Origin of the sequence: Aminobacter ciceronei (assembly GCF_014138625.1) — a bacterium.
Classification (GTDB): Bacteria; Pseudomonadota; Alphaproteobacteria; order Rhizobiales; family Rhizobiaceae; genus Aminobacter; species Aminobacter ciceronei.
The window spans coordinates 83,377-105,451 of record NZ_JACJHY010000005.1 but is presented as its reverse complement, the minus strand read 5'-3'; the positions used below and the strand labels follow the sequence as shown (position 1 = coordinate 105,451).

Sequence of the window (22,075 nt, the reverse complement as noted above, 5' to 3'; positions counted from 1 at the left end):
ACCGCAATGCAAAAATGTTTGGTCCAAGCCGGCAAAAATCCATTCTTGCTTGGACATGGCCTTTTCTTCGCCGCACTCTCAACCGACGCAGCTAACAGGTGGTTCGCAGACGGGTCGGGGATGGAACAGGCGGTATATCTCATCACGCTGGTAGGCACCGCGCTGGTCGTGGCGGCGGCGTTTTCGAGCCTGATCGCCTTCCGCTTCGGCGCCCCGCTGCTGTTGCTGTTCCTCGGCATCGGCCTTGCCAGCGGCGTCGACGGCCTCGGCATCGTCTTCGACAATGCCCACATCGCCTATTTCGTCGGCGCCATAGCACTTGCCGTCATCCTGTTTGACTCAGGCTTCGGCACGCCCGTCGGCGTGTTGCGCCAGGCCGGCATGCCGGCTCTTACGCTCGCCACCATCGGCGTCGGCATCACCACCGTCGTCTTCGGCATCGCCGCCTATTATCTCACCGGCTTCACCTGGCTCGAATCCTTCCTGCTCGGGGCCGCCGTTGCCTCGACCGACGCTGCCGCCGTGTTCTTCCTGCTGCGCGCCGGCAACATCAACCTGCGCGAGCGCGTCCGCTCGACCCTCGAAATCGAGTCCGGCACCAACGATCCGATCGCCATCTTCCTGACCATCACCCTTGTCGAGATCATCGCGCTCGGGGCCAAGCCCGACACCGACCTTTTGCTTGTCGATCTCGTCGTCGGCTTCTTCGTCCAGATGATCCTCGGTGCTGCCATCGGCCTGCTCGGCGGCTTCCTCATCGTCAAGCTGGTCGAACGGCTCAACCTCGACCGTGGCCTGTTGCCGATCTTCGTGCTGACGCTGTCGCTGCTGGTCTTCGCCGCAGCCGGTGCTGTCGGCGGCTCGGGCTTCCTCGCCGTCTATCTCGCCGGCCTCGTCGCCGGCAATTCCGACATCCGCGCCGTATCCACGCTCAAGCGCTTCCAGGACGGCATGTCCTGGCTCGCCCAGATCATCATGTTCCTGGTGCTTGGCCTGTTCGCCACGCCGTCGCAGTTCCCTGAAATCCTGGTCGCAGCACTGGTGCTGGGCCTGTTCCTGATGTTCGTCGCACGCCCCGTGGCGGTCTGGCTCTGCCTCATCCCGTTCAACATCCCGCGCCAGGAAACGGCCTTCATTTCCTGGGTCGGCCTGCGCGGCGCCGTCTCCATCCTGCTCGCCATCACCCCCGTGCTCGGCGGACTGGAGAACGGCAGGGACATCTTCAACATCGCCTTCATCATCGTGCTGACGTCGCTCGTCATCCAGGGCTGGACGGTCGGCCCGCTCGCCCGCCGCCTCGGCCTCATCGTGCCGCAGCGCTTCGGCCCGCTCGACAAGGTCGAGCTCGAACTGCCCGGCTCCGCTCACCACGAGCTGCTCGCCTATCGCGTCGTACCGGGCTCGCCGGTAGCCAAGGGGCAGCGAATCCCGCGCTGGGCGCGGCCCTCGCTGGTCGTACGCGACGGCCGCTCGATGCGCTTCCAGGACATGGGCCGCCTGCAGGCAGGAGACAACGTCTACATCTTCGTGCCCGACCGCTACCCGCGCCTGCTCGACCGGCTCTTCGCCAGCCGTGCCGAGGTCGATGCCGAGGACGAAGATTTCTTCGGCGCCTTCACCGTCGACCAGACCCATCTCGCCGGCGAGCTGGAAGCCGCCTACGGCGCGACCGTCAAGGAAGAAGAGCGCAAGCTCACCATCGCCGAGCTGATCAAGCTGCGCCTGCGCGGCCATGTCGAATATGCCGACCGCGTCTCGCTCGGCCTGATCGACCTGATCGTCCGCGACGTCGACGAAAAGGGCCGCATCGTCTCTGTCGGCCTGTCGATCGAGCCCGCCCCGCCCCCGCCGCCGGTTCCGGTGTTCCTCAGCGGCGGCGAGATCAGCGACCGCATCAGGCGCTTCTTCGCCAAGCGGCCGGAGAAGCAGGCCAAGACGGAAGCGTCGACGACCTCCGAGGGGTTATCCGAGGACGCGTGAGGCGCACCCCTCCGCTTGTGGGGTACACGTCGCGCGACACCCCAAAACACCCTACAGCCCTCCCCACAAGGAGTAGGAGGGCATCGACGTCGCGCCTATCAAGCACTCAGCCGCTCTGCTTGCAGCCCGTCTGCGACAGGGGCCGCGCCCTGGAAGGATCGCCTGACAGCAACCGCCCGTCCTCAACCTCACCCGTTGTAGACCACCGCAAGCTTGTTCCCGGCGGGATCACGCACATAGGCGGAATACCAGTCCGGCCCGTAGTGCGGACGCGGGTTCGGCCCGCCTTCATCGGTTCCGCCATGCTGCATCGCCGCCGCGTGGAACGCATCCACCTCTGCGGTGGAATTGACCATGAAGCCGACCATCGAGCCGTTGCCACCGCTGGCGAGCTCACCATCGAACGGCTTGCAGACCCAAAGCACGAAGCCATCGCCCTTGCCGCCCTCCGAATAGGCGCGCCAACCCGGAAACTCCGTGTGTTTGCTCCAGCCGATCGTAGCCAAGGTCGCGTCATAAAAGGCGTTCGACTTGGCATTGTCGATCGCACCAACAGTGGCATAAGCACTCATCGTCATTATCCTCCAGCATTCCGCAGAAATGTATCAGCAGGACTGGAACATATCAAGAACATCTAAGGCCGGACGGTGCGCGGATTCGGCATCCCGCAGATTGCCGGCAGACTGCGCGGCAAGCAGCGCCGTCTTCACCCGGCCACAATCTCCGCAAGCCGCGCCGCCCGCGTGCCCCGCAGTTCGAGGATTTTGGGGCGCCCTTCGAGAAGCCCGAGCTTGTCGTCGCGGATGATCGCCTTCAGCCGCGTATCCACCTTGCTGCGCAGCCGTGGAAGCTCGATCGTCACGTCGATCTCGTCCGGCCGCGACAGCGGCAGGAAGACGACGAGGCCGAGCGACGCGAGTGCCTTTTCGATCCTGCCGAGCAGCTTGCCGCTCGGCACCCACTCGAAGCCCTCCCGGACTGCGACCACTTCCAGATAGGCGACGAAATCGAGCGGGCAGCGGTCGTAGACGATGTCGGGCGAAGCAACTGACGCCAGGATCATCGCGCAGCTCTGCTCCAGCTGCTCCTCGAGATCAGCCGATGTGGCACCGTCGGCGAATGGCGTGCCTTCATGCTGCGCCAGCGCCCAATAGGGCTCCTGCTCGTGCTCATAGGCTGGATGTGCGGCGACAAAGTCGTCGATGAGGGTCGTCTTGCCGCTGCCGTGCGTGCCGGTGACCGCGATGCGCATGCTTCCCCTCGTTTCTCCGGCGATAGCCGCTCACGACCGCAACAGGAAGGGCCGTGAGCATCAAAATTTCACCCACTCCGCCGCGCAAACCTTGCATCCGCGCCCGCGATTTGTATGGTCCGCGCAATCTCTCCATAGGAAAGGGAACCTTATGGCCGCCTTCAAGACTCTCGACACCATCGGCAACGTCAGCGGCAAGCGGGTTCTCGTCCGCGTCGACCTCAACGTGCCGGTCGCCGACGGCAAGGTGACGGATGCCACTCGCATCGAGCGTGTCGCACCCACCATCACCGAGCTTGCCGGCAAGGGTGCCAAGGTCATCCTGCTCGCCCATTTCGGCCGCCCGAAGGACGGCCCCGATCCGGCCCTGTCGCTGGCGCCCATCGCGACCGCCACATCGCAGGTCATCGGGCGCCCGGTCGGCTTTGCCGCCGACTGCATCGGCAAACAGGCCGCCGCCTCCGTCGGCGCCATGAAGGACGGCGACATCCTGCTTCTCGAAAACACCCGTTTCTACAAGGCCGAGGAAAAGAACGACCCTGTTTTCGTCGAGCAGCTCGCCGCCAATGGCGACATCTTCGTCAACGACGCCTTCTCTGCCGCCCACCGCGCGCATGCCTCGACCGAAGGCCTCGCCCACAAGCTGCCCGCTTTTGCCGGCCGCACCATGCAGGCTGAGCTCGAGGCACTGGAAAAAGGCCTCGGCAACCCGGTCAAGCCGGTCGTCGCCATCGTCGGCGGCGCCAAGGTCTCGACCAAGATCGACCTCTTGATGAACCTGGTTAAGAAAGTCGACGCACTCGTCATCGGCGGCGGCATGGCCAATACCTTCCTCGCCGCGCGCGGCACCGATGTCGGCAAGTCGCTGTGCGAGCATGACCTCGCCCCTACCGCCAAGCAGATCATGATCGAGGCTGCCCAGTCCGGCTGCGCAATCATCCTGCCGTCGGACGGCGTCATCGCCCGCGAGTTCAAGGCGGGTGCCGCCAACGAGGTCGTCGCCATCGAGGCAGTGCCTGCCGATGCCATGATCCTCGACGTCGGTCCCAAGACCGTCGCTTCAGTCAACGACTGGATCGACCGCGCCTCGACGCTGGTCTGGAACGGCCCGCTCGGCGCCTTCGAGATCGAGCCTTTCGACAAGGCGACTGTCTCCGCCGCCCAGCACGCGGCCGCCCGCACCAAGGCCGGCAAGCTGGTCTCCGTCGCCGGTGGCGGCGACACGGTGGCAGCGCTCAACCATGCCGGCGTGGCCGACGACTTCACCTATGTCTCCACCGCCGGCGGCGCCTTCCTCGAATGGATGGAAGGCAAGGAACTGCCCGGCGTCGAAGTGCTCAAGGCCTGACGTGCAGCAGTCTTTCTCCCTCGCGATCGCGAGGGAGAACCCTTTTCATGCGACGCCAGCTTAGTCGGCGCCAGGCACCCCTCTCCGCCTCGCTGCGCTCGGCACCTTTCCCCAAAGGGGCGAGGAAGCCGGCCCTGCAAGGGCTGGCCATCGGCACCAATACGGCTCGCCAAATGCGGCCAGGTGAGGCACCTGCGCTATGTTGATACGCCTGCGGCTCTGTATCGAAACACCTGCCGCTAGATAGAGACGCCGATTGCGCGCACCGACGCCCGCTTACGCCGGCTTGGCATACTGCTCGGCGCTCATCACCTCGATGCAGGTGAAACGTTCATTGCCTTCGACCCAGGCGTCGTGCCCAGGCGGAATGGTGTAGGAGGTGCCCTTGGTCAGCGTCTTCTGCGTCCCGTCATTCAGCCTCACCGTCAGCGCGCCCGAAACGACATAGCCGACATGCGAGACCTGGCAGCTGTCGGTCTTCACCACCGGCTTCACGCATTCCGACCAGCGCCAGCCCGGCTCCATATTGAGCCGGCCGAGGGTGAAGCCTGTCAGCCGCACCACTTCGACACGGGTCTTGTCCGGCGAGCGGATCTCGTCCGGCTCATTGTGGGACTTGAACTCGAATTTCGAGACATTCATTGCGCCATCAGCCATGGCAGCCTCCCATCATCGTCATGCGCACAGGCGCATGCGGCAAGCCAATATTTTAGCATCCACTGATATAATAGATAGACAGACGCCGGCACGGTCGGCCGAGATGACCCGAACACGTATGGTCAGACCGAGTCGAATTGACCGGTTCCGATACCTCGCATCCTGTACTTTTTGCTATTCGTCTATTCATAAGTTCGAATCTGTAACAACCGGTCGTAAATCTTGCCCGCGAGCTAAAACGATTGAAATAATTTCAATCGGTTATAGGCTTGTTGCCGGCATTCCGTTCAGGAAAACCATCTGCTATGCGCGCCGCATCTGACCAGGAGGTAATTGTATGAGCGAACGTCTCGAAGACATCGCCGTCGCCATGGTGGCGAACGGCAAGGGCATTCTGGCTGCGGACGAAAGCTCCGGCACCATCAAGAAGCGTTTCGACGTCATCGGCGTCGAGTCGACGGCCGACAGCCGCCGCGACTATCGCGAGATGATGTTCCGCACCAAGGAGGCGATGACCAAGTACATCTCCGGCGTCATCCTCTACGACGAGACAATTCGCCAGTCCGCCGCCGACGGCACGCCGCTGGTCGATCTCATCAAGGCATCGGGCGCCATTCCCGGCATCAAGGTCGACGCCGGCGCCAAGGCCATCGTCAATTTCCCCGGCGACACCATCACCGAAGGCCTCGACGGCCTGCGTGAGCGCATGGCCGAGTACTACAAGCTCGGTGCCCGCTTCGCCAAATGGCGCGCCGTAATCGACATCGACACCGGCAAGAACGTGCCGTCGGCCTACTCGCTCTCGGCCAACACCCAGGCACTCGCCCGCTACGCTGCACTCTGCCAGGAAGCCGGCATCGTGCCGATCGTCGAGCCGGAAGTGCTGATGGACGGCGCACATGACATCGACACTTGCTACGACGTCACCAAGGCAACGCTGGTCAAGCTTTATGACGAGCTCTACGCCGCCCGCGTCGTGCTCGAAGGCACGATCCTGAAGCCAAACATGGTCATCTCCGGCAAGAAGGCCGCCAGGCAGGCCAGCGCCGAGGAAATCGCAGAAAAGACCATCAAGCTGTTCCGTGAGACGGTTCCGGCTGCGGTCCCGGGCATTGCCTTCCTCTCGGGCGGCCAGTCCGACGAGGAGGCTACCGCCAACCTCAACGCCATCAACGCCATCGGCCCGCACCCGTGGAAGCTGACCTTCTCCTACGGCCGCGCGCTGCAGGCAGCGCCGCAGAAGGCATGGTCGGGCAAGGCCGAAAACCTCGCCGCCGGTCAGGCCGCCTTCACCCACCGCGCCCACATGAACCACCTGGCCGCCCTCGGCCAGTGGAAGTCCGCGCTGGAAAAGGCCGCGTAAGCCAGGCCATCAGGCAGAAATGCGAAAGCCCCGGAGCGATCCGGGGCTTTTTTGTTTATGCCGGCAAGAATGCGCCGCGAACGTCAATGTCGCACAATTGCAGGCGCCTCCTTGATCGCCTGGAATTTCTCCATGCCCGGAGACCCCAAATTCACGGCCCAAGCATTTTTTGTCATGCTTGTTGTTGGCGCTTGCGTCTGGATGGTTGGAACATTGTTCGGAGCGGTCGGTTGGTTTCTTGGAGCAGGCATCGGTCTGGCGGCATTTTATGCCGTCATCTTCACAATTGCTGACCAAGAGGATCGCCGCCGCAACAAGGGAAACCGTGCTGCTGGCGCGCTGTCCTCAAACCAGCAGGCGCCACCGAAACAGTAGCTCGGGCACCCCCACCAACTCCCATCAATCCTGATACGTATACGACGCGCACATATCCGCGCTGCTTTCCGGCGGTTCGTCGCCGGTGAACACAGCAACGGTCGTCAGGCCCTCGCCGCCGGACCAACTCGCCAGGTAAGTCACGTCGCCGGCGCCGCACAGCCTGTTGCCGTTTTCCAGCTCGGGATCCGAGGGGTCCTCGACGCTGTAGACCGAGGCGTTCACCCGTTCGCCGTCGACAGTAAAATGGTCGCCCAGCAAGGCGGCGAACTTCAGCGATCGGCCATTGGCGAAGGTGATGGAGAAATCGTCCATCGAGATGTCGCCGGTGATGCTCTCTGCGGTCGTGCTGAAGGCCCGGTAGCGGTCGCCTTCGGCCGATGCCGGCGCGGCACTGGCAATCAACAGGCCCAGAACAGCAGGCAGTATCCGTTTGCTTGTCATTGCTCCCCCTCGTCGGGCACGATGCATGCCGAGCCCGCCTCCTCTCTCATGCCAGCTCCAGCCTCACAAGTGCCAGTCTGTTCTCAACCAAATGTGGAGGCGCTGCGCCGCATGCTGGCCACGCTTCAACCACCAGGCGTTATGCGGCTCGCTTCCCCCAGCACTTTCGCGTATGAGAGCGACCATGGAAAACATCAGGTTCGAAACGCCCATCACCGTAAAGGGCGACCCCGCCGGTACGCCCCTGCTGCTTCGCAGCGCCAAGGAAGCCTCAGCCTTCCTGCTCAACAGCTGGTCTGGCAAGAAAAGCCCGAAGCATCGGGCCGCCCTTCAGGCATGCTCCGACGCTATTTCGGGCGAAAAGCCGGCCATGGCGGCGCGGCGGGCTTTTGTCGCCGCGGCGCGCGAAGCCAGCATCTTTATCAACGACAAGGACTGACCGGCGCACCGACCAAGGCCGGATACGCAGGTTCGTGTTTCACATGCGCCCGGTCGGGCGCATTAAGCACCTTACTCTTCGGTTTCGCTTTCGGGCTCCGACTGGAGCTCCGAGCCGGCCTTGCCGCGCAGCCGGGCTTCGGCCTTGGCGGCCAACTTGTCGGCCTTCTTCGCTGCCTTGGCGCGGTCGCGGTCGCGACGGTCCTGATTGTAGTTCGTTGGCCTGGGCATGTTCTGTCCTCTTTTTCTGGTTCATGCCTGCCTAGGGCGATACGCCAGCGAATACAACCGGCCATGTTGGTTTGTGGCCGACAAGAGGGACGGAATCGGCTGTATCTCAGCCGCCGATGGCGGCGAAGAAATTGTCGTTGATGCGGCTCGCCGTCTTGCGGAATACCGGCAGGTGCGGCGCCACCGTCTGCGCCAGGCGTGCAGCTTCCTCGGCCCCCAGCGCCTGCTCCAGGCTCGCGGCATATTCCGGGATTTCCGACCAGTCGCCGACGGTGCGGTCGGTGATTTCCATGTGATACTGGAAGCCGTAGGCCCTTTCGCCGACACGCAGCGCCTGGATCGGACAGGCAAGGTTGGCGGCGAGACATTCGCCACCCTCCGGCAACACAGACACCTCCGCGCCATGCCATTGCAGCGTCTCGATGTCAGGGCCGATGCCCGCAAACAGTCGGTCGGTGCGACCGGCTTGCGTCAGCTCGACGGTTGCCAGCCCAACCTCCGGCGCCTTCATCAGCCCGACCTTGCCGCCTAGCGCGTCAGCCAGAAGCTGGTGACCGAGGCAAATGCCAAGATAGGGCCGCTTGAGCTCGCGCACCCAGCGCCGGATCGCTGCCTTCTCCGGCTTCAGCCACGGATGCGCCTCCTCCTGCCAGACGTCCATCGGTCCGCCCATGACGGCCAGCATGTCGAAGTTTTCGAGGTCGGGAATCCCCTCGCCCTCATCCAGCTCCACGACATGCTCGCTATGTCCAGCCTCGCGCCAGAACGCGGCGAAGATGCCGCTATGCTCGACCCTGAGATGCTGGAAAACAAGGATCTTCATTCTGCCCCCGCGGCTGCCTCACGCCGCGCCATCTGAAAACAATCGAAGCAGCGCAGCATGTGGCACGACGGCAAAAGGGTTGAGGCAGAGCTCACCTTTGGTCGTTATAGGGCTCCTTCATCTGGCCAACCATGCGGGCCAGCGCCGAAAACGACGGGATGTCGGCTTCCGGCTGGCACTGGTTGGCCAGTTGCAGCAGGCGGATCGGAAAATTGACGGCGTCGCGATTTGCCGGCGACAACTCTCCGGAGCGCTCTGCCGCTGTCTCGCCGGCTTCGGCCTTGCGTAGCGCGATGTCGATCTCCTCGCTGGAAACCACGCCCTTGCGAACCAGCACGTTGTTGATCGTGGCGATGGCCATCAGCAGGCCCTCGAGCTGCAGGTTAGCGACGTTCACGTGGCTCACTCCTCTCCTGACCCGGTGGGCGGCTTTGATTTCGGCGGGTTCCGGCCGTCCGAGACCTTCTCCGGCGCCTCAACGACCCGTTCCGTGTTGCCATATTCGTCCGCTGGCTTCCTGTTCCTCGCTGCGTGCCGAGAAACCGCGCCACCAGGATCGGATCGGGGCCAAACCCGCGGCGCGCGTGCACCCGTTTCGCGGCCATTCTGGTTTCCGAACGTGATTGGCCGCCCTCTCCATCGTTCCAGGGATGCCCTGATCAGGGAGCCTGCGGCGTCGTAGCGATAGTTCATCGCTCGCGCTCGGAAAACTGCTCGTGGATCGCCTGGAAACAGGTATCAAGATCGCTATGCAGGCGCTCGCTGACGCCCCCGGTGGCCGCCTCGTCGGGCAAGGCGTCGCCAACTCCCTCGGCGGGCTGGCCGTACCAGGTCGCGGCCAGAAGATTCTGCAAAAGCTCGTACATCGCAGGTTCCTTCGTCTCGTCATGAGACAACCCCTGATGCGGCAGAGCGTTCCATCAACGGCGTTCAAAACGCCATGATGGCCGAGGCGGAGGGTTATTCTTCCTCGTCGTATCCGAGCAGGGTCAGCAGCTGATCGACGATCAGTTCGGCCATCGTGCGGTTGATCGCAAGCTCGACGGCGCCGTCATCGGTCTCGAGGTTGAGCAGCGCCAGCAGCGGCTCTTCGTTCACCACCATCGTGTCGACGGCCAACACCCGGTTCGGAGCCGTGTTCGTCAATCTCGCCATAACCCATCATTCCATCAAGCCTGGAGCGCAGCAACGCAGATCTTGCCAACGTCAACACACTGCCATGGCCTTCGCCAGCGAGGCGACGCCGGCATTGGCGGCAAAGACCGTGATTACTTTTCCTGGACCGAAATGCCGGTTTCGTCGATGCGCAACTCGACACCCTTGGGCTTGGTCTCTTGGCGATAGACATAGATGCCGAGCGCGATGACGGCAGCCGCGAGTACGCCGATGATGAGATAGAGATTGTTCTGCTTCATCAGCCACAGGTAGCTGCCGGCAGCCGGCAAGTCCAGCAGCTCGCGCCCGATTGCCGATGGTACGGCAGGTCACGCGTCAGGCCGGATCGGGCTGCTCCCCGATCAATCGGACCTGACGATGCCGTTGCCCATGGTGATCGGCGAACGATCGGGCCAGAACCAGATGAAGGCGCCGACGACGGTCGCGACCAGTTGCGCCAGCACCACGGCGCTTTCGGCCAGCGATCCCGAGTACCAGCACTTGGCAAGGCCGGCCGCGGCGAGCACGGCCATGGCGTAAAACACCGCGCGCGGCACATAGGCGGCGAAGGCGAAATCGCAGACCGCCCGCGCCACCCAGACACCGGAAAACCCGCCCGCGGCAGCGCCAATCATCGCGGCAAAAATCCTGATGTAGCGCGCCTGCTGGAACGTGCCCGCCATCAGATCATCGAGCATCGGCAACCACCCGACAGCAATCGTCAAAGCAGCCATCACGAAATAGGCGACAAGCGTGCAGATCATCAGCGAAAGAACGATCGCCGCAGCGGTCGTCGGCCCGAACGGCACCTTGGCAACACCTTGGGAATTCATCCCCCGCTCCCAACGCTGGACGTATCAAGATACCACAAAACGCGGCTGCTGCGTCTTACATCGCCATCGGTCATTGTCATCCCCTCGCCCTTCATGACGGACCATCAGCCGATCGCCAGGATCTTACGTCGTCAACTTGTAGGGCGACAGCCCGGCGCCTTGTCCCAATCCGGCACAGAAACAGCTGGCACGCATCCTGCTTGATATGAGCTGCCGGCGATGGCCGGAGCCTGACCCTTGCGGTCAGGTAAGGTTCGCCGGGGTTGGGATGGGGTTTTGCCCCGGCGAACCCCCCATAACTGTGGGGGGCACTTGCCTGTATGTCAGGCACCATTGCATGGTCACGGCCATGCCTGAGCCCTACCTGCTCATCATCGTCGTCGGCGCCGTCTTCGTCCTTGCCGGGCTGGTCAAGGGCGTGGTTGGGCTTGGCCTGCCGACAGTCGCCATGGGGCTGCTCGGCCTCGTCATGCTGCCGGCGGAAGCCGCCGCCATCCTGCTCTTGCCCTCCTTCGTCACCAACATCTGGCAGTTGCTCGCCGGCCCCGATGTCGCAGCACTCGTGCGGCGCCTGTGGCCGATGATGACAGCCGTGTCCGCGGCAACGCTCGCCTTCACCGGGCTGATCACCAGCGGCTACACATCAATCGTCACCGCGGGCCTCGGGCTTGTACTGCTCGCCTATGCAGCGCTCGGCCTGCTCAAGCTGAACATGTCGGTGCCGCCGGTCGCCGAACCTTGGGCCGGCCCTGTTGTCGGTGCGCTCACCGGCATCATGACCGGCGCCACCGGTGTCTTCGTCATCCCGGCCGTGCCCTATCTCGGCGGGATCGGCCTTGGCCGCGACGATCTGGTGCAGGCGCTGGGGCTGTCCTTCACCGTCTCGACCGTCGCGCTCGGTATCGGCCTGTGGGCCAACGATGCGGTTCCGCTCCATCAGGTCGGCATGTCGGCCTTCGCGATCCTGCCGGCGCTTGCCGGCATGTGGCTCGGCGGCTGGCTGCGCGGTCGCATCGCGGCTGAAACCTTCAGGCGCTGGTTCTTTGCCGGCCTGGCCCTGCTCGGCGCGCATATTTCGTGGCAGGGCCTGGCGCCGGCTTTCTAGTGCCCCAGCAGCGCGGTAGCAGAAATCGCCGCCAGCGCCAGCACCGCGAGTTTCCAGAAATCGCGGCGCCGCCTCAGGCCGGGCAGGCCGAGCGGCTTGACCAGCTGGATCGCCATGATGGCGAGGATGAGGAGCGACAGCGCCTTGGACATGCCGTCTTTGATCAACTTCGCGCGTGCCTGTCAAAGGCGATGAGCCGATCTGCTACAGTGCGGCAGCAAGCACTACGATTTGAGAACAGCGGCAGTGCACCAAAACGCGTCGAAAACGGCATTTGCGGACAGCCTCTTAAACCAAGGTCAAATGGACGCCCGGTCGAGCCGGCGGGTACAAACTAAGCCAACAATGACGGCCTCAAGGGCCACTGTCCTGGGAAGGAAACGCCATGCCATCTCGCTATCACGAGGTCTATGACGGTTGGGCCCACGATCCCGAGGGGTTCTGGGCCGAGGCTGCGCGGGCGATCGACTGGTTCAAGCCCTGGGACAAGGTCTTCGACGCCGAGGGCGGCGTTTATGGCCAGTGGTTCGCAGGGGCCGAATGCAACACCTGCTACAACGCGCTCGACCGCCATGTGCAGGACGGCCGCGCCGAACAGGTGGCCCTCATCCACGACAGCCCGATCACCGGCACGCAGCAGAAATTCACCTATGCCGGGCTACTCGCCGAAGTGAATGCGCTCGCCAGCGTGCTGCAGGACCAGGGCGTGCAAAAAGGCGACCGCGTCATCATCTACATGCCGATGGTCGCAGAAGCTGCTTTTGCCATGCTCGCCTGCGCCCGGCTCGGCGCCATACATTCGGTGGTGTTCGGCGGCTTTGCCGCCAAAGAGCTCGCCACCCGCATCGATGACGCCACGCCGAGGCTGATCATCTCGGCCTCTTGCGGCATCGAACCTGGCCGCGTCATCGCCTACAAACCGTTGCTCGACGGTGCCATCGAGCTCGCCAGCCACAAGCCGGAACACTGCCTCATCCTGCAGCGGCCGCAGCTGGCCTGCGATCTCGTCGCCGGGCGCGACCTCGATTATGCCGCAACGGTCGGTGCCGCCAAGGCTGCCGGCCGCACGGTCGAATGTGTCCCCGTTGCCGCCACCGATCCGCTCTATGTGCTCTACACCTCGGGCACGACGGGCCAGCCCAAGGGCGTGGTGCGCGACAATGGCGGCCACATGGTCGCGCTCAAATGGTCGATGGAAAACGAGTTCGGCGTCAGGCCGGGCGAAGTCTTCTGGGCAGCCTCCGATGTCGGCTGGGTCGTCGGCCACTCCTACATCGTCTATGGCCCGCTGCTACACGGCGCCACCACCATCCTGTTCGAGGGCAAGCCGGTCGGCACGCCCGATGCTGGCACATTCTGGCGTGTCATTTCGGAACACGGGGTCGTTGCCCTGTTCACCGCTCCCACTGCCTTCCGCGCCATCAAGAAGGAAGACCCGCAAGGCCTCTTCGTGCCGCAATACGACCTTACGAAATTCCGCACCCTGTTCCTCGCCGGCGAGCGCGCCGACCCAGAAACCATCAAATGGGCGGAGAACAAGCTGAAGGTCCCGGTCATCGATCATTGGTGGCAGACCGAGACCGGCCACCCGATCAGCCAGAACCCGGTCGGGCTCGGTCTGCTGCCGGTCAAATACGGCTCGCCCTGCGTGCCGATGCCTGGCTACGACGTGCGCGTACTCGATGATGCCGGCCATGAGGTCGGGCGCGGCACGCTCGGCAATGTCGTGGTCAAGCTGCCTTTGCCGCCCGGCTGCCTGCCGACGCTGTGGCATGCCGACGAGCGCTTCTTCAACGCCTACCTCGCCGAGTTCCCCGGCTACTACAAGACCGCCGACGCCGGCTACATCGACGACGAGGGTTATCTGTTCATCATGGCCCGCACCGACGACATCATCAACGTCGCCGGCCACCGCCTGTCGACCGGCGGCATGGAGGAGGTCGTGGCCGAACACCCAGATGTCGCCGAATGCGCCGTCATCGGCATCGCCGACGCCATGAAGGGTCAGATCCCTTGCGGCTTCATCGTGCTCAACTCGGGCGTTTCCCGCGACACGGCAGCGATCGAGAAGGAGGTCGTTAGCCTCGTCCGCGACCGCATCGGTCCCGTCGCCGCCTTCAAGATGGTGGTCACCATCAAGCGGCTGCCCAAGACGCGCTCCGGCAAGATCCTGCGCGGCACGATGCAGAAGATTGCCGACCGCGAGGACTGGAAGATGCCCGCCACCATCGACGACCCCTTCATCCTCGACGAGATCACGGAGGCGCTGAAGGCGCGCGGCATCGGCGTGGCCTGACGGCCCTCACGGCACCAAATCCTCATGGTTCGACAGGCTCACCATGAGGATTTGAGTGGGCGACGCCAAGATCCCGAAAGGCTGCAGTTTCAACTGCGCCCGAAACGTGAAGATGCCAGCGGACCGCAATATGGATGCGCTCGCTCCCAGCTAAGGCTTTGCCTTTCCCTCAGATTTGGACGCTGTGCCATTGCCTGAGCACAAGGCACGCGGCAAGTTGGCCTGATAGGATTGGGGGCATAGGCATGCTGCGCAACTGGGCCGTCCGCTACTGGTTTTCGTTCTCGACCACCGGCCTGCTGCTCGGCACGCTGTTTTTCGCAGCGTCACTGACGCCCACGCTGATCCCGCGCAACTACCTGACCCAAGGTGTGCTGTCGGGCCTTTCCGCTGCCGTCGGTTATGGCTGCGGCTTCTTCCTGCGCTGGCTCTGGCGTTATCTCGAGCTGCCCGAACTCCGCGCCCGCATCCTGATCGCCGGCAAGCTGATCGCCGCCATCGCCTGCGGCATCGTCGGTCTCGCTTTCCTGTGGCAGGCGTCGGAATGGCAGAACTCGATCCGCCGGCTGATGCAGCTTGCCCCGGTCGACACCGCCCATCCGCTTGAGGTTGGCGCCATCGCGCTGGTCACCTTCGTCGTGCTCGTGGCGTTCGGCCGTCTGTTCAAGCGGACCCTTGTCTTCGTCTCGGAAAAGCTGCGCCGCTTCGTGCCGACGCGCGTCTCCTACGTCATCGGCACCACGATTGCCGTATTCCTGTTCTGGTCGGCCGCCGATGGCATCATCTTCCGTTACGGCCTGCGTGTGATGGACAGCTCGTTCCAGCGCCTCGATGAATTGATGCCAGCCGAAACCCGCCAGCCCGCCGAGCCTGGCAAGACCGGCAGCGCCGCGTCGCTAGTACGCTGGCAGGATCTCGGCCGCATGGGGCGCTCCTACATCGCCTCCGGCCCGACTGCCGCCGACATCGGCCAACTCACCGGCAAACCGGCCAAGGAACCCATCCGCGTCTATGTCGGCCTGCAGTCGGGCGACACGCCGCAGCAGCGCGCCAAACTTGCGTTGGAGGAGTTGAAGCGCGCCGGCGGCTTCGAGCGTTCGACGCTCGTCATCGTCACGCCCACCGGCACCGGCTGGGTCGACGAGCAGGCGATCGACCCGATCGAGTTCCTGCACAATGGCGACGTCGCCAGCGTCTCCGCCCAATACTCCTATCTCGCCAGCTGGCTGTCGCTCCTGGTCGAGCCCGGCTACGGTGCCGAGCAGTCACGCGCTCTGTTCAGCGAAATCTATGGCTACTGGCACACCTTGCCCAGGGATACGCGCCCGAAACTCTATCTCTTCGGCCTCAGCCTTGGTGCGCTCAGCACCGAACTGTCAAACGAGCTGTTCGAGGTCCTCGGAGATCCCTATCAAGGCGCGCTGCTCAGCGGCCCGCCCTTCGCCAGCCGAATCTGGCACTCGATCACCGACGACCGCAATCCCGGCTCGCCGGAGTGGCTACCCGAATTCCGTGACGGCTCCTATGTCCGCTTCACCGCACAGAAGAACGCGCTCGACATTCCGGGCGCTCAATGGGGCCCACTGCGCCTGGTCTACCTGCAATACGCCTCCGACCCGATCACCTTCTATGAAACCCACGCGCTCTACAGCGAGCCGGACTGGATGAAGACGCCACGCGGCCCCGACGTCTCGCCCGAGTTGCGCTGGTACCCCGTCGTCACCTTCCTGCAGTTGACGCTCGACCTCGCCATGGCGACCACCGCGCCGATGGGCTATGGCCACGTCTACGCCGCCGAGCACTATATCGACGCCTGGATGCAGGTCGCCGACATCAAGGACGTGTCGCCTGACGAGATCGCCAGGCTAAAGCAGCATTTTGCCGACAAGCGGAAGTAGCGATTGACCCGTGCGGCCCTGAAAACAGCGGTGCTGCCGGACTTGCATCGACTTGGCAGAAAGAAGCTTACCGGATCGAAACGTCAGCGGATCAGGTCGGCGGCCTTGGCGCCCAGTGCCGCGATCAGGTCACCGGGCCGCATGCGAATCTGCAGGCCCCTCTGCCCGCCGTTCAGGAAGATCTCGTCCTCAAGCGTCGCGAGTTCCTCGACCGCCGTCGGCACCTGCTTGCGCTGGCCGAAGGGACTGATTCCACCGACCTTGTAACCGGTCAGTCGCTCGGCAGCGTCGGGCTTCATCATCTGCGCCGCCTTGCCGCCGAAGGCGGCCGCCACCTTCTTCATGTTGACCTCCTTGTCGGAGGGCACCACCACGCAAGCCGGCCTGCCGTCGACCTCGACCATCAGGGTCTTGAGCACGATGCCGGGCGAGACCCCCATCGCCTCCGCCGCCTGCAGCCCGACACGCTCCGCCCCGGCGTCATACTCATAGGTCGCGAGCGCAAACGGAATGCCTGATCTGGTCAAGGCGAGCGTGGCGGGAGTGGTCTTCGACATGCCCTGTTGTGCAACAGGGTCCCGGCATTTCGCAAGATGCCGGCACGATCCGGTCGCCCCCGGCGAAATGGACCATCTGGTCGGCCAGGGCCTTGGCGATGCCGGCCACGCCGGGACGCAGTCCATATTTGCGCGGCAGTGCGGACAGGGCGCCAGCCAGCCGAAACGGCCGGCGAGCCACGAGCACAACCTGACGGAGCCCGACGAAAAATTCCTCAATCACCGATTTGGTGATTTTCTTGACAATGACGAAATCACCTCCTAAGTGATTGAAGTAAGGAGGCAAGCATGAAGTCTGCGAACTACAAGCTTATCCTAGATGAAAGCGGCCGCAATGATCTTGCGGACACATTTCGCGCCTATGCCGGTATTCGCGACATCTTGGACGCCCACACGCCGTCAAACCGCGCCGATACCTTCGAGCTGCAGCGCCTCGCTTACGAGCAGATCAGATTGCAGACCGGTCTGCCGGCCCGTCTGGTGACCAACGGTATCCGCGAATACGCAGCCGGATCGTGGTCGGCCGACAGGCTGCCGCTCGACGAAAAGCTGATGTCGTTCAAGGGCGTCGACACCCTCTCGCTGGCCAGCCTCCACGGCCGCGTGCTCGCCGGCTTCCTGGTCACAGGATACAGCGACATTCCTGAAAAGATTTCGCTTTCTCACCTCATCCGACAGGATGGGACCTATTCGCTATCCGTGCCTCTTTCCCGAGAAATGCAAAACAAGGAGATCGACGCCATGCAGACCGAGTCCATTTCCGGCCGGGTTTCCCGCCTCGCGGCAGGCCTCGTCACCACCGTGATCGAAAGCCTGGAGCAAAAGGCACCTGAGGCCGTCGCCGAACAGGCCATCCGCGAGATCGACAAGGCTGCCGACGAGCTGAAGTCGGGTCTGGCCGCCCTCATCGCCGAACGCAAGCGTTACGCCATGCAGCGCGACGATCTACTTGAGGAGCACACGGCGCTGGAGGCCAATATTCTGGTAGCTCTGCGTTCCGGCCGCGAAGACTTGGCGCGCGCGGGCGTTGGCCGGCAGGACGACATCAACGCCCAGGTTGCCTCGATCGACAAGCTGATCGACGACGTCGACATCCGCATCGCCGATTCACGCGCCGCTCTCAATGCCGCCGCCGCCGCGCGCCGCGATGCCGAGGAACGGGTCAAGATCGCACGCCGCGCCAACCAGCATCGGGCGCAGGGCCAGCCGACACCCGCCGGCATCCGGCATCCGTCGCCGGAGGACAGGATCGCCGCAGCCCTCAGCGCCGTCGGCCGCCTGACCGAACTGCCCGCAGGCGCGTCCCGCAGCGACGACCTAGCCGAGCTGGAGGCATTCGGGCGCGACCGCCGGATCGACGAGAGGCTCGCCGCCCTGCGTGACCAGATCAAGGACAAGGAATAAGCGATGCTCCAGGACTTCACGTCCGCCTCAGCGCTTTATCTCTATCCTCTGCTCGCCGGGCTCTGCCTCGGTGCGTTGCAGATCGTCGTCTACTTCGCCGGCAGTGTATCGCTCGGCGATTCCGTGGCCGACATGATCGACGGCACCAGCATCGGCGAGCTGTTCGACTGGCTGAATTTCGGTCGCGTGCCATTCTCGATCCTCGGCATGCTGCTGCTCACCACCTTCGGCGCAACCGGCATGCTGGTCGACGGCACGATCCCTGGCCTGCCGGCCTGGGCTTACTTGGTGGTTGCCGTCCCGGCCAGTGTCACCGTCACCAAGCTCGTCGGCAACGGCATCGCCAAGGTGCTGCCACGCGACGAAAGCTACGCGGTGACACGCGAACACATGATCGGCCGGCGTGGCGTCGTCACACTCGGCCCGCTCGATGACGGCGTTCCCGGCGCGATCCGCGTGCGCGACGAACATGGCGACCTTCACACGATCAAGGCGCGCCCCGCAGACCAGGGCAGCATCATCCAGAAGGGTGCCGAGGTCGTCGTGGTTTCGGCGGCACCCGGCAGCGACCGCATCTTCCTTGTTATCCCCTTCACCAGCGACTGAGATCGCCTGAAGGACTGGTTTTCCTGGCCGGCAAAGCCGCCGGCTGCACATTACAATAGGAGCGGACTTTGGAAGCTATCCAGGAATTCCTGATCTGGGCCGCCATAACAGCGGTCGTCGTCGCCGCCATCGGCTTCACCTTCGGCCGGCTCTACCACCGCGCCGAGCGCGATGAGGCCTTCGTCCGCACCGGCGTCGGCGGCCGCCGCGTCGTCAAGGACGGCGGCGCGCTCATCCTGCCGGTCGTCCATGCGCTGGCGCGGGTCAAGCTCAACACCGTCAAGCTGGTGGTCGATCGCCGCCGCGAGGACGCCTTCATCACTGCCGACCGCATGCGCGTCGACATCCGCGCCGAGTTCTACGTCCGCGTCGACGGCACCGACGACGGCATCGGCCTGGCCGCCCAGACGCTGGGTGACCGGGTCAACGACCCCAAGGCAATCCAGGACCTGGTCGAAGCGAAGCTGGTCGATGCGCTGCGCTCGGTGGCGGCCCGCAACACGCTCGACCAGTTGCACGAGAGCCGCTCCGACTTCGTCAAGGCAGTGCAGGACGCTGTCGAGACCGACTTGCGCTCCAACGGCCTCGAGCTGGAATCAGTCAGCCTCACCGGCCTCGACCAGACGCCGAAGGAGTTCTTCAACGAAACCAACGCGTTCGACGCCGTCGGCCTGGCCAAGCTCACCATCATTACCGAGCAGCGCCGCAAGGAGCGCAACGAAATCACCCGCCAGACCGAAGTGGCGATCGCCGAGCAGGACATGACCGCCGCCAAGCAGCGCTTCGCGCTCAAGCGCCAGGAAGAAGAGGCCCGCCTCGACCAGCAGCGCGACGTCGCCAACAAGGAGGCGCTGACCCGCGCCGAAAAGGCCAAGGCCGAGGAAGACGCCAAGCTTGCCGAGCAGAGCGCCCAGATCGAGCGCGAGCGCGAGATCGCCGAGCGTTCGGCAGCGGCCAGCAAGGCCAAGGAAGAGGCCCGCATCAACTCCGAGCGCGACGTCGAGCTGAGCCGCCAGACCATGGCGGTGGCCATTGCCAAGAAGAGCGAGGAGACCTTGCGCGCCGAGGCCAAGGCCCGCGAGGCCGAGGCGCTCAGCGTCGCCGCCCACGAAAAGGTGCAGACGGCGCGCGAGCGCGAAATCGCCGACCGTAACCGCCAGATCGCCATCTTGCAGGCACAGGAAGCGGCCGAATCCGAAGCCATCACCGTCACCGTCAGCGCCACCGCCGAGAAGGCCGCGGCCGAGGACCGGGCCGAGGCGACCCTCGTCGAGGCCCGCGCCAGTGCCGAGGCGATGAAGGTGCGCGCCGAAGGCATCCAGGTCGAGGGCGAAGCCCACGCCCAGACCATCCGGGCGCGCAACGAAGCCTCCAACACGCTGTCCGACAAGATGATCCAGTTCGAGCTGACGCAGGCTCGCATCAGCATGCTGCCGGAGGCGCTGAAGGCACTGATGGAGCCGGCCAGCCGCATCGAGAGCATCCGCGTGTTCGACACTCAGGGCTTCTCCGCCGGTCGCTCCGGCAGCGACGGCGCCAACCGCTCCGGCGCCGGCGACCTCGCAGACCAGCTGCTGCGATTCACCGGCAACAAGCCGCTTGTCGACGCGCTCCTGGCCGCCGCCGGCATGGATGGTTCGGGCGGCAGCCTGAAAGACCTCGTCACGCCCACCGCCGTCTATGCCGAGGCCGAGCCCGAGCTTGTCGAGGCCTACGACATCGAAGACGTCGAGACCGCGTCACCACAAGGCTGATCTGGCTCAGGGGCCAGCCTATTCCGACGCAGATCGCCGCCGCCGACATGGGCGGCGGCATGACATTTCTATCCCATATTGACAATCCCATACCCAAATGGCTATGCATTAACTCATAGCCATTTGGGTATGACTCATGACCGAACCCCAGGACGCGATCTTTCGCGCGCTTTCCGATCCGACACGCCGCGGGCTGTTCGAGCGTCTCTGCCGCAATGGCGATACCACCGTTGTCGGCCTGCTGGGCGAGGCCGGTGTCTCTCAGCCGGTGGTCTCCAAGCATCTGAAGATCCTGAAGACGGCCGGACTTGTGCGCGACCGGCAGCAGGGCCGCTACACCTATTACAGCGTCGAGCGCGATGCGCTGCGGACGCTGATCGACTGGACGTCCGAAATGTCCGGCTTCTGGAACGACCGCTTCGACGATCTCGACAATTTACTCAAGAGGATGGACCAATGACCGAAACGATGGAAACCACGCGCTCGGTCGTGGTCGAACGCGATTTCCCCTATCCGCCGGAAAAGCTCTGGCGCGCGCTGACCCAGCCGCACCTCATCGCCGAATGGCTGATGAACAACGACTTCATCCCTGTCGCCGGCCGCCGCTTCACACTGTCCGCCGACTGGGGCCAGGTCGATTGCGAGGTCGAGACGGTCGAGGAGCACCGCGCTTTGTCCTATCGCTGGGACACCAAGGACCTCAGGAGCATCGTCACATGGACGCTTGCGCCGACCGCGGCGGGCACCAGCCTGCGCATGGAGCAGCGCGGCTTCACCACCGCCCAGAAATCCTACTTCCAGGGTGCATCAGTCGGCTGGCCGCGCTTCTTCGACCAGTTGGGCAACGTCGTCTCGAAGCTCGACTGAGCAGACGTCGATTTCAGGGAGTAATGCAAATGAACTCAGTGATCCGCATCATCCATCGCTGGACCTCGCTCCTCTTCAGCCTGGTCGTCGCCTCGATCTTTGTCGGCATGGCCGTCACCACCCTGCCCGATTGGTACTACTACCTGCCGCTGCCGCCGCTCTTCGTGCTGATCCCGACCGGCATCTACATGTTCTTCGCGCCCTATTTCAGCGGTCGACAGGACACGCTGCCGGCGGCAAAGGGCCATGCCTGATGGCCAGGGACGCGGCACCCAAGCTGTTGTCGGGCGGCAATCCACAGATCGCGAAGGGTTATGGCGACGCCGTCCTCCAGTCCTACATCGACGCCATGCCCGGCTGGAAACAGGATGTCGGCCGCCGCATCGACGCCCTCGTCACCGCAGTGGTCCCCGACGTGGTCAAGGCGGTGAAGTGGAACTCGCCCTTCTACGGCATGGAGAAGGACGTCTGGTTCCTCGGCTTCCACTGCATGAGCAAATACGTCAAGGTCGCCTTCTTCAAGGGCGCGCAGCTTGTGCCGCTGCCGCCGGGCGCCTCCAAGCAGGCCGACGTGCGTTATCTCGACATCTACGAGGACAGACGCTTCGACGAAGCCCAGTTCTCCGACTGGGTCAGGCAGGCAAGTGCCTTGCCTGGCGAGAAGATGTGAGGCTTGCACGCAAAGACAC

General features: G+C 64.0%; 29 protein-coding genes. 16 read left to right on the top strand and 13 right to left on the bottom strand.

From position 1 onward, the window contains the following. The first annotated feature begins 120 nt into the window (after positions 1 to 120). Positions 121 to 1,980, top strand: a complete 1,860-nt coding sequence (locus HNQ95_RS07295; RefSeq protein ID WP_067957175.1) for a potassium/proton antiporter — start codon at positions 121 to 123, stop codon at positions 1,978 to 1,980. Between the two features lie 188 nt (positions 1,981 to 2,168). On the opposite strand, the gene HNQ95_RS07290 is transcribed toward HNQ95_RS07295, so the two are convergent. Both HNQ95_RS07290 and HNQ95_RS07285 read right to left on the bottom strand, forming a co-directional pair. Then, a complete protein-coding gene (locus tag HNQ95_RS07290) occupies positions 2,169 to 2,552 on the bottom strand; it encodes a VOC family protein (protein ID WP_067966082.1) in 384 nt (127 codons plus the stop codon). A 134-nt stretch (positions 2,553 to 2,686) separates the two neighbouring features. Continuing rightward, positions 2,687 to 3,232, bottom strand: a complete 546-nt coding sequence (locus HNQ95_RS07285) for an AAA family ATPase (protein ID WP_182573771.1) — start codon at positions 3,230 to 3,232, stop codon at positions 2,687 to 2,689. A 151-nt stretch (positions 3,233 to 3,383) separates the two neighbouring features. On the opposite strand from HNQ95_RS07285, the gene HNQ95_RS07280 reads away from it, so the two are divergent. Then, positions 3,384 to 4,580 (top strand): phosphoglycerate kinase, encoded by a 1,197-nt coding sequence (locus HNQ95_RS07280; protein WP_067957170.1) that lies wholly within the window; start codon positions 3,384 to 3,386, stop codon positions 4,578 to 4,580. Between the two features lie 276 nt (positions 4,581 to 4,856). On the opposite strand, the gene HNQ95_RS07275 is transcribed toward HNQ95_RS07280, so the two are convergent. Further along, positions 4,857 to 5,237, bottom strand: coding sequence for a cupin domain-containing protein (locus HNQ95_RS07275; protein WP_067957167.1), 381 nt, complete (start codon positions 5,235 to 5,237; stop codon positions 4,857 to 4,859). Positions 5,238 to 5,574: 337 nt separating this feature from the next. Between HNQ95_RS07275 and HNQ95_RS07270 the strand changes: the two genes are divergently transcribed. Continuing rightward, complete coding sequence (locus HNQ95_RS07270) at positions 5,575 to 6,600, top strand: class I fructose-bisphosphate aldolase (RefSeq protein ID WP_067957164.1); 1,026 nt, start codon at positions 5,575 to 5,577, stop codon at positions 6,598 to 6,600. Positions 6,601 to 6,669: 69 nt separating this feature from the next. Then, positions 6,670 to 6,975, top strand: coding sequence for a hypothetical protein (locus HNQ95_RS07265; protein WP_210289152.1), 306 nt, complete (start codon positions 6,670 to 6,672; stop codon positions 6,973 to 6,975). Between the two features lie 24 nt (positions 6,976 to 6,999). Here HNQ95_RS07265 and HNQ95_RS07260 read toward each other — a convergent pair whose 3' ends face one another. Further along, positions 7,000 to 7,419 (bottom strand): hypothetical protein, encoded by a 420-nt coding sequence (locus HNQ95_RS07260; protein ID WP_067957158.1) that lies wholly within the window; start codon positions 7,417 to 7,419, stop codon positions 7,000 to 7,002. Positions 7,420 to 7,603: 184 nt separating this feature from the next. Between HNQ95_RS07260 and HNQ95_RS07255 the strand changes: the two genes are divergently transcribed. After that, the gene (locus HNQ95_RS07255) at positions 7,604 to 7,858 is read left to right on the top strand and encodes a DUF982 domain-containing protein (RefSeq protein ID WP_067957155.1); all 255 of its coding nucleotides are present in this window, start codon (positions 7,604 to 7,606) and stop codon (positions 7,856 to 7,858) included. A 71-nt stretch (positions 7,859 to 7,929) separates the two neighbouring features. Here HNQ95_RS07255 and HNQ95_RS07250 read toward each other — a convergent pair whose 3' ends face one another. The 7 genes from HNQ95_RS07250 to HNQ95_RS07220 form a co-directional block, all read right to left on the bottom strand. After that, positions 7,930 to 8,088, bottom strand: coding sequence for a hypothetical protein (locus HNQ95_RS07250; RefSeq protein WP_169808313.1), 159 nt, complete (start codon positions 8,086 to 8,088; stop codon positions 7,930 to 7,932). A 106-nt stretch (positions 8,089 to 8,194) separates the two neighbouring features. Next, on the bottom strand, positions 8,195 to 8,911 hold the full coding sequence (locus HNQ95_RS07245) for a type 1 glutamine amidotransferase (RefSeq protein WP_067957152.1): 717 nt from the start codon (positions 8,909 to 8,911) through the stop codon (positions 8,195 to 8,197). Positions 8,912 to 9,002: 91 nt separating this feature from the next. Beyond that, on the bottom strand, positions 9,003 to 9,308 hold the full coding sequence (locus HNQ95_RS07240; protein WP_067966080.1) for a hypothetical protein: 306 nt from the start codon (positions 9,306 to 9,308) through the stop codon (positions 9,003 to 9,005). A 292-nt stretch (positions 9,309 to 9,600) separates the two neighbouring features. Beyond that, positions 9,601 to 9,777: a hypothetical protein gene (locus HNQ95_RS07235; protein ID WP_182573770.1), complete on the bottom strand. Its 177-nt coding sequence runs from the start codon at positions 9,775 to 9,777 to the stop codon at positions 9,601 to 9,603. Positions 9,778 to 9,871: 94 nt separating this feature from the next. Further along, positions 9,872 to 10,066 (bottom strand): hypothetical protein, encoded by a 195-nt coding sequence (locus tag HNQ95_RS07230; RefSeq protein WP_154385705.1) that lies wholly within the window; start codon positions 10,064 to 10,066, stop codon positions 9,872 to 9,874. Between the two features lie 113 nt (positions 10,067 to 10,179). Next, positions 10,180 to 10,356, bottom strand: a complete 177-nt coding sequence (locus HNQ95_RS07225) for a hypothetical protein (protein WP_157097003.1) — start codon at positions 10,354 to 10,356, stop codon at positions 10,180 to 10,182. Between the two features lie 72 nt (positions 10,357 to 10,428). Beyond that, positions 10,429 to 10,899 (bottom strand): hypothetical protein, encoded by a 471-nt coding sequence (locus HNQ95_RS07220; RefSeq protein ID WP_182573769.1) that lies wholly within the window; start codon positions 10,897 to 10,899, stop codon positions 10,429 to 10,431. A 349-nt stretch (positions 10,900 to 11,248) separates the two neighbouring features. Between HNQ95_RS07220 and HNQ95_RS07215 the strand changes: the two genes are divergently transcribed. Next, positions 11,249 to 12,004 (top strand): sulfite exporter TauE/SafE family protein, encoded by a 756-nt coding sequence (locus HNQ95_RS07215; protein ID WP_182573768.1) that lies wholly within the window; start codon positions 11,249 to 11,251, stop codon positions 12,002 to 12,004. Here the strand turns inward: HNQ95_RS07215 and HNQ95_RS07210 are convergent. Next, on the bottom strand, positions 12,001 to 12,156 hold the full coding sequence (locus HNQ95_RS07210; RefSeq protein ID WP_183195089.1) for a hypothetical protein: 156 nt from the start codon (positions 12,154 to 12,156) through the stop codon (positions 12,001 to 12,003). The two genes, HNQ95_RS07215 and HNQ95_RS07210, sit on opposite strands and share 4 nt — an antisense overlap. A 233-nt stretch (positions 12,157 to 12,389) precedes the next feature. Here HNQ95_RS07210 and HNQ95_RS07205 point away from each other — a divergent pair, with 233 nt between their 5' ends. Both HNQ95_RS07205 and HNQ95_RS07200 read left to right on the top strand, forming a co-directional pair. Further along, the gene (locus tag HNQ95_RS07205; protein ID WP_182573767.1) at positions 12,390 to 14,300 is read left to right on the top strand and encodes a propionyl-CoA synthetase; all 1,911 of its coding nucleotides are present in this window, start codon (positions 12,390 to 12,392) and stop codon (positions 14,298 to 14,300) included. Positions 14,301 to 14,545: 245 nt separating this feature from the next. Beyond that, on the top strand, positions 14,546 to 16,198 hold the full coding sequence (locus HNQ95_RS07200; protein WP_182573766.1) for an alpha/beta hydrolase: 1,653 nt from the start codon (positions 14,546 to 14,548) through the stop codon (positions 16,196 to 16,198). Positions 16,199 to 16,281: 83 nt separating this feature from the next. Here HNQ95_RS07200 and ybaK read toward each other — a convergent pair whose 3' ends face one another. Next, a complete protein-coding gene (gene ybaK, locus HNQ95_RS07195) occupies positions 16,282 to 16,755 on the bottom strand; it encodes a Cys-tRNA(Pro) deacylase (RefSeq protein WP_182573765.1) in 474 nt (157 codons plus the stop codon). A gap of 67 nt (positions 16,756 to 16,822) precedes the next feature. Between ybaK and HNQ95_RS07190 the strand changes: the two genes are divergently transcribed. From HNQ95_RS07190 to HNQ95_RS07155, 8 genes are all read left to right on the top strand, one after another. Next, positions 16,823 to 17,020, top strand: coding sequence for a hypothetical protein (locus tag HNQ95_RS07190; protein WP_182573764.1), 198 nt, complete (start codon positions 16,823 to 16,825; stop codon positions 17,018 to 17,020). 23 nt (positions 17,021 to 17,043) lie between these two features. Beyond that, positions 17,044 to 18,159 (top strand): PspA/IM30 family protein, encoded by a 1,116-nt coding sequence (locus tag HNQ95_RS07185; RefSeq protein ID WP_182573763.1) that lies wholly within the window; start codon positions 17,044 to 17,046, stop codon positions 18,157 to 18,159. A gap of 3 nt (positions 18,160 to 18,162) precedes the next feature. Beyond that, positions 18,163 to 18,765 (top strand): OB-fold-containig protein, encoded by a 603-nt coding sequence (locus tag HNQ95_RS07180; RefSeq protein ID WP_182573762.1) that lies wholly within the window; start codon positions 18,163 to 18,165, stop codon positions 18,763 to 18,765. Positions 18,766 to 18,833: 68 nt separating this feature from the next. Continuing rightward, entirely contained in the window at positions 18,834 to 20,519 is a 1,686-nt protein-coding gene (locus HNQ95_RS07175) for a flotillin family protein (protein WP_182573761.1), read from the top strand. Between the two features lie 136 nt (positions 20,520 to 20,655). Beyond that, entirely contained in the window at positions 20,656 to 20,979 is a 324-nt protein-coding gene (locus tag HNQ95_RS07170) for an ArsR/SmtB family transcription factor (RefSeq protein WP_154385710.1), read from the top strand. Next, a complete protein-coding gene (locus HNQ95_RS07165) occupies positions 20,976 to 21,386 on the top strand; it encodes an SRPBCC family protein (RefSeq protein ID WP_182573760.1) in 411 nt (136 codons plus the stop codon). The genes HNQ95_RS07170 and HNQ95_RS07165 overlap by 4 nt, the downstream gene beginning before the upstream one ends. 29 nt (positions 21,387 to 21,415) lie before the next feature. After that, complete coding sequence (locus HNQ95_RS07160) at positions 21,416 to 21,640, top strand: hypothetical protein (RefSeq protein ID WP_246340613.1); 225 nt, start codon at positions 21,416 to 21,418, stop codon at positions 21,638 to 21,640. Next, complete coding sequence (locus HNQ95_RS07155) at positions 21,640 to 22,056, top strand: DUF1801 domain-containing protein (protein WP_182573758.1); 417 nt, start codon at positions 21,640 to 21,642, stop codon at positions 22,054 to 22,056. The genes HNQ95_RS07160 and HNQ95_RS07155 overlap by 1 nt, the downstream gene beginning before the upstream one ends. Positions 22,057 to 22,075: the final 19 nt, after the last annotated feature.

Excerpts from the sequence above, each read along its gene's own strand:
- HNQ95_RS07285 (WP_182573771.1), bottom strand. The coding sequence starts at position 3,232 with ATGCGCATCGCGGTCACCGGCACGCACGGCAGCGGCAAGACGACCCTC.
- HNQ95_RS07295 (WP_067957175.1), top strand. The coding sequence starts at position 121 with ATGGAACAGGCGGTATATCTCATCACGCTGGTAGGCACCGCGCTGGTC.
- HNQ95_RS07170 (WP_154385710.1), top strand. The coding sequence starts at position 20,656 with ATGACCGAACCCCAGGACGCGATCTTTCGCGCGCTTTCCGATCCGACA.
- HNQ95_RS07180 (WP_182573762.1), top strand. The coding sequence starts at position 18,163 with ATGCTCCAGGACTTCACGTCCGCCTCAGCGCTTTATCTCTATCCTCTG.
- HNQ95_RS07190 (WP_182573764.1), top strand. The coding sequence starts at position 16,823 with ATGGACCATCTGGTCGGCCAGGGCCTTGGCGATGCCGGCCACGCCGGG.
- HNQ95_RS07270 (WP_067957164.1), top strand. The coding sequence starts at position 5,575 with ATGAGCGAACGTCTCGAAGACATCGCCGTCGCCATGGTGGCGAACGGC.
- HNQ95_RS07265 (WP_210289152.1), top strand. The coding sequence starts at position 6,670 with ATGCGCCGCGAACGTCAATGTCGCACAATTGCAGGCGCCTCCTTGATC.
- HNQ95_RS07275 (WP_067957167.1), bottom strand. The coding sequence starts at position 5,237 with ATGGCTGATGGCGCAATGAATGTCTCGAAATTCGAGTTCAAGTCCCAC.
- HNQ95_RS07260 (WP_067957158.1), bottom strand. The coding sequence starts at position 7,419 with ATGACAAGCAAACGGATACTGCCTGCTGTTCTGGGCCTGTTGATTGCC.
- HNQ95_RS07200 (WP_182573766.1), top strand. The coding sequence starts at position 14,546 with ATGCTGCGCAACTGGGCCGTCCGCTACTGGTTTTCGTTCTCGACCACC.
- HNQ95_RS07230 (WP_154385705.1), bottom strand. The coding sequence starts at position 10,066 with ATGGCGAGATTGACGAACACGGCTCCGAACCGGGTGTTGGCCGTCGAC.
- HNQ95_RS07165 (WP_182573760.1), top strand. The coding sequence starts at position 20,976 with ATGACCGAAACGATGGAAACCACGCGCTCGGTCGTGGTCGAACGCGAT.
- ybaK (WP_182573765.1), bottom strand. The coding sequence starts at position 16,755 with ATGTCGAAGACCACTCCCGCCACGCTCGCCTTGACCAGATCAGGCATT.
- HNQ95_RS07185 (WP_182573763.1), top strand. The coding sequence starts at position 17,044 with ATGAAGTCTGCGAACTACAAGCTTATCCTAGATGAAAGCGGCCGCAAT.
- HNQ95_RS07250 (WP_169808313.1), bottom strand. The coding sequence starts at position 8,088 with ATGCCCAGGCCAACGAACTACAATCAGGACCGTCGCGACCGCGACCGC.
- HNQ95_RS07215 (WP_182573768.1), top strand. The coding sequence starts at position 11,249 with ATGCCTGAGCCCTACCTGCTCATCATCGTCGTCGGCGCCGTCTTCGTC.
- HNQ95_RS07205 (WP_182573767.1), top strand. The coding sequence starts at position 12,390 with ATGCCATCTCGCTATCACGAGGTCTATGACGGTTGGGCCCACGATCCC.
- HNQ95_RS07220 (WP_182573769.1), bottom strand. The coding sequence starts at position 10,899 with ATGAATTCCCAAGGTGTTGCCAAGGTGCCGTTCGGGCCGACGACCGCT.
- HNQ95_RS07235 (WP_182573770.1), bottom strand. The coding sequence starts at position 9,777 with ATGTACGAGCTTTTGCAGAATCTTCTGGCCGCGACCTGGTACGGCCAG.
- HNQ95_RS07290 (WP_067966082.1), bottom strand. The coding sequence starts at position 2,552 with ATGAGTGCTTATGCCACTGTTGGTGCGATCGACAATGCCAAGTCGAAC.
- HNQ95_RS07210 (WP_183195089.1), bottom strand. The coding sequence starts at position 12,156 with ATGTCCAAGGCGCTGTCGCTCCTCATCCTCGCCATCATGGCGATCCAG.
- HNQ95_RS07155 (WP_182573758.1), top strand. The coding sequence starts at position 21,640 with ATGGCCAGGGACGCGGCACCCAAGCTGTTGTCGGGCGGCAATCCACAG.
- HNQ95_RS07255 (WP_067957155.1), top strand. The coding sequence starts at position 7,604 with ATGGAAAACATCAGGTTCGAAACGCCCATCACCGTAAAGGGCGACCCC.
- HNQ95_RS07280 (WP_067957170.1), top strand. The coding sequence starts at position 3,384 with ATGGCCGCCTTCAAGACTCTCGACACCATCGGCAACGTCAGCGGCAAG.
- HNQ95_RS07160 (WP_246340613.1), top strand. The coding sequence starts at position 21,416 with ATGAACTCAGTGATCCGCATCATCCATCGCTGGACCTCGCTCCTCTTC.
- HNQ95_RS07245 (WP_067957152.1), bottom strand. The coding sequence starts at position 8,911 with ATGAAGATCCTTGTTTTCCAGCATCTCAGGGTCGAGCATAGCGGCATC.